This is a genomic window from Aetokthonos hydrillicola CCALA 1050, from assembly GCF_017591665.1.
Classification (GTDB): Bacteria; Cyanobacteriota; Cyanobacteriia; order Cyanobacteriales; family Nostocaceae; genus Aetokthonos; species Aetokthonos hydrillicola.
This window is the reverse complement of record NZ_JAAKGC010000258.1, coordinates 1-3,005: the sequence shown is the minus strand read 5'-3', so window position 1 is coordinate 3,005 and position 3,005 is coordinate 1. Positions and strand designations below refer to the sequence as shown.

Annotated in this window: 5 protein-coding genes; 4 read left to right on the top strand and 1 reads right to left on the bottom strand. The window is 40.4% G+C overall.

Annotation, left to right across the window (positions count from 1 at the left end; all coding sequences use genetic code 11):
- Positions 1–210: 210 nt before the first annotated feature.
- Positions 211–858: a hypothetical protein gene (locus G4P69_RS36620; protein WP_243903172.1), complete on the bottom strand. Its 648-nt coding sequence runs from the start codon at positions 856–858 to the stop codon at positions 211–213.
- Between the two features lie 108 nt (positions 859–966).
- Here G4P69_RS36620 and G4P69_RS36615 point away from each other — a divergent pair, with 108 nt between their 5' ends.
- From G4P69_RS36615 to hpxZ, 4 genes are all read left to right on the top strand, one after another.
- Positions 967–1,173: a hypothetical protein gene (locus G4P69_RS36615; RefSeq protein WP_208344417.1), complete on the top strand. Its 207-nt coding sequence runs from the start codon at positions 967–969 to the stop codon at positions 1,171–1,173.
- A 77-nt stretch (positions 1,174–1,250) separates the two neighbouring features.
- Positions 1,251–1,445, top strand: coding sequence for a hypothetical protein (locus G4P69_RS36610; protein WP_208354756.1), 195 nt, complete (start codon positions 1,251–1,253; stop codon positions 1,443–1,445).
- Positions 1,446–1,512: 67 nt separating this feature from the next.
- Positions 1,513–1,836, top strand: a complete 324-nt coding sequence (locus G4P69_RS36605) for a hypothetical protein (RefSeq protein ID WP_208344415.1) — start codon at positions 1,513–1,515, stop codon at positions 1,834–1,836.
- Positions 1,837–2,020: 184 nt separating this feature from the next.
- Positions 2,021–2,443, top strand: a complete 423-nt coding sequence (gene hpxZ, locus G4P69_RS36600; protein ID WP_208344414.1) for an oxalurate catabolism protein HpxZ — start codon at positions 2,021–2,023, stop codon at positions 2,441–2,443.
- Positions 2,444–3,005: the final 562 nt, after the last annotated feature.

Here is a 3,005-nt window from a genome sequence, read left to right as displayed (position 1 = left end):
AGGCAGCAAGAGATTCTCCGGTTTTGGGAGTTTTAAGAGTATCCATAAAAAGCGACTAATAACCCTTCCAAAAAGATATATAATTTGTTGGTAAATAACCCTGATGCAAACACACAAATTCGAGTGAGATAGGGGTTAAAACTTTTCTTAAAACACTATCCCTTTATGGGTTGTGTATTCTGACGACTGACGCATGTATTCTGAATTCTTTTATTTGATGGGATGATAAAGCCCATCTTTTTGGTAGCGCCACGCCACACCGCCGGGATCTCGCTGGAGACACCAGGACTCGAATTCCTTGGGAGTTTTGCTTTCCCGGTAATTGCGTATAGTTTCAGTAGTTGCTGCTAGTCTTTTTGCTAGATTTTCTTCGGTGAATGGTTGAAGCTCAAGCTGTGGCGGGTGGTAGTTGAAAGCTTGCCTTCTTGTGGGGGTTGAAACTTGGCGCTGTCCAAGGATTGAAATTGCACCTTCCATTTGTACCAGTCTTGTTGTAAGTGCTTCTACCTTTTGTTCCAAACTGGTTACTGATTTTAAGAGTGAATCAACATCGCTATCATTTTTGTCACGAGATTCTAGCTTTTCTAACCTTAAAGCTAGCTGTTTAATGGCTTCACCCGATGCTCCAAAATCGATATCACTGTTGCTATCAATAGCTGATATCAATTCTTGTAAGCCTTGAAGCACGGCATTTGTATGACCCAGCCTGTGTAGCCGTGATAGATCCTTGACTGCCTCAATGAGTGGGGTAGGGACGCGGATCATCTCACTGGGTGGGGGCTTTTTGTGTTGGGGTGGCTTCTTTTGGGGCATGTTGATATCATTTTTGATAGCCATATCGCTATCAAAATTTATCATATAACGCACGCGGGGCGCGTGCGTCGATTTTGGAAAACCCTACCAATGGGTTACTCTTTGCTATCCTATATATGTAAACCACTTTTAAGTTAATTATGGTTAAGAATTATGGCAGGAAGGAAGAAGTTAGACCGCACTAATCTTCATGCACGGGTTGCACCAGGGACAGGAGATAAGCTTAAAGAAATTGCGCAAATACTAGGCTATATCTATGATAATGAGGGTTCAACAGGTCAGTTGTTAGATGCTATAGCCAATGGGGAATTAATATTAATCTCCACAAAAAATCGAAGTGAATCTTCTAAAAATGGTTAATTTTATCCATAAAAGTGGTGTAAAATAAATTTGGTGACATTTATTGTCCCCGGTTGTCCAAAAAAAGGAGGTATTTATTGAGCAAAACTGGTAATGGTCATCGAGGTTTTTGGAATCCAGTTAAAATTTTTATTCGTCTTATACTGGGACGCTGGGAAAAAGACGATAAATTAACTGGAGAAAGATACCTTGTTGACTCCTTTGATGTCAAAAGGGACTTAGAAGATGTAGCGGATGAGCCACATCAAGAGTTCCCGGATGACAATAACTAACTAAAGTAATAGCCCCTAACTAGCTCTTAGGGGCTATTGTCCATTAATAATTCTAGAATAAATTATCATGTTGAATTCAGACACAATAGTCCGTCCCGTTTATTATCGAATAATTGAACGTCGTGGCAAGATTTGGGCATTTAAAGAAGGTGAGCCATTTGTAAATTTATTTAACGCGCCTAGCCTTGATATGGAAGACCTATTCTCCCTATTCGATACCTCAATGGAGAAAATCGCTGCTGAACTGCGACGAATTAATGGTGCAAAACAGGGTTATTATATAGCAGATATTTTGGATAAAAAATACTACTACTGCGGACGAGAGTGGTCAGATGTCAAAGCCAAACTGCAGGAATTGGGGGTCGGTAGACCAGACCCAATGTCCGCCTAGTAACCCTACACCGCATCATCTATCCACCCACACGGGATACTGGTTCTTTTCCTTTTGTTTTTTTTTATCGGCTGCTGTGGTTGACCTCATAGATATTATTGCTGAGTCTCGCAATCTCGTAAGGTTTTGAGAGAAGCACAGACAGGCTTTACTATTGTTGAAGTCAAACTTGAGGAATTGGACAGTGAGTGAGGATAATGCTAATAAAACACTTCTACCCCAATTGCAAATAAATATTCCTGAAGTGGTAGCAGAAGTGACAGAGGCTTTTAACCGCTACGAACAAGCACTGGTGACAAATGATGTCTCGGTTCTGGATGAGTTATTCTTCAACTCACCCAATACAATCCGTTATGGTGCAAGTGAAGAAAGTATCGGTTATCAGGCAATTCAAGAGTTTCGTCAAGGGCGTAATCCAACTAACTTAGCCCGCAATTTACACAACACTGTTATTACAACTTACGGTCATGATTTTGCTATAGCCAGTACGGAATTTACTCGTGATACATCACCTAATAAGTTAGGTCGGCAGCAACAAACATGGGTTCGTACAGCGCAAGGATGGCGAATTGTGGCAGCACACGTCAGCATACGTGAACAGCAATAACTACTAAGTAGGGAAGGGCGATCGCAACCTAGATATCGCACAACTTTGAATGCTGGCGCTGGTACGGGCAACCATTTGGGTAAAAGTGCTGCTGAAACGAACACAAAAATGTTTTCTCTAAATCCGGAATGGTGGAATTGGATGTTGTAGCTTTATACAGATAAATAAATTAACTTAAAAATCACTATACCTAACCACAGACCATGCTGTTCCTCCCAGTATGGTCTTATATGTTTAAATGACAATTTGTAGGGTTTACCTAGGGTGTTAATTCTGTGGATGGTAGTCAGTGAAAGAGTTCATGCAGTTTCTGTGTCAAGTGTAGGAGGCAATGAAACCGGTATTTACTCATTACTTATTACTCATTACTCATTACTTAATGAAGTTGGATTGTGCATGAATTTTTAACCCCCAAAAAGGTACAAAGTTAACACCCTAGGGTTTACCGTACCAAAAGATAGCAAGCTTCCACACCTAAAAACACAATTCGGTAATCATCATTTAACTTGTGCTAAGAACCGAATTTACAGTCTTTTTATCAATGCCTAATATAAGACTAAAG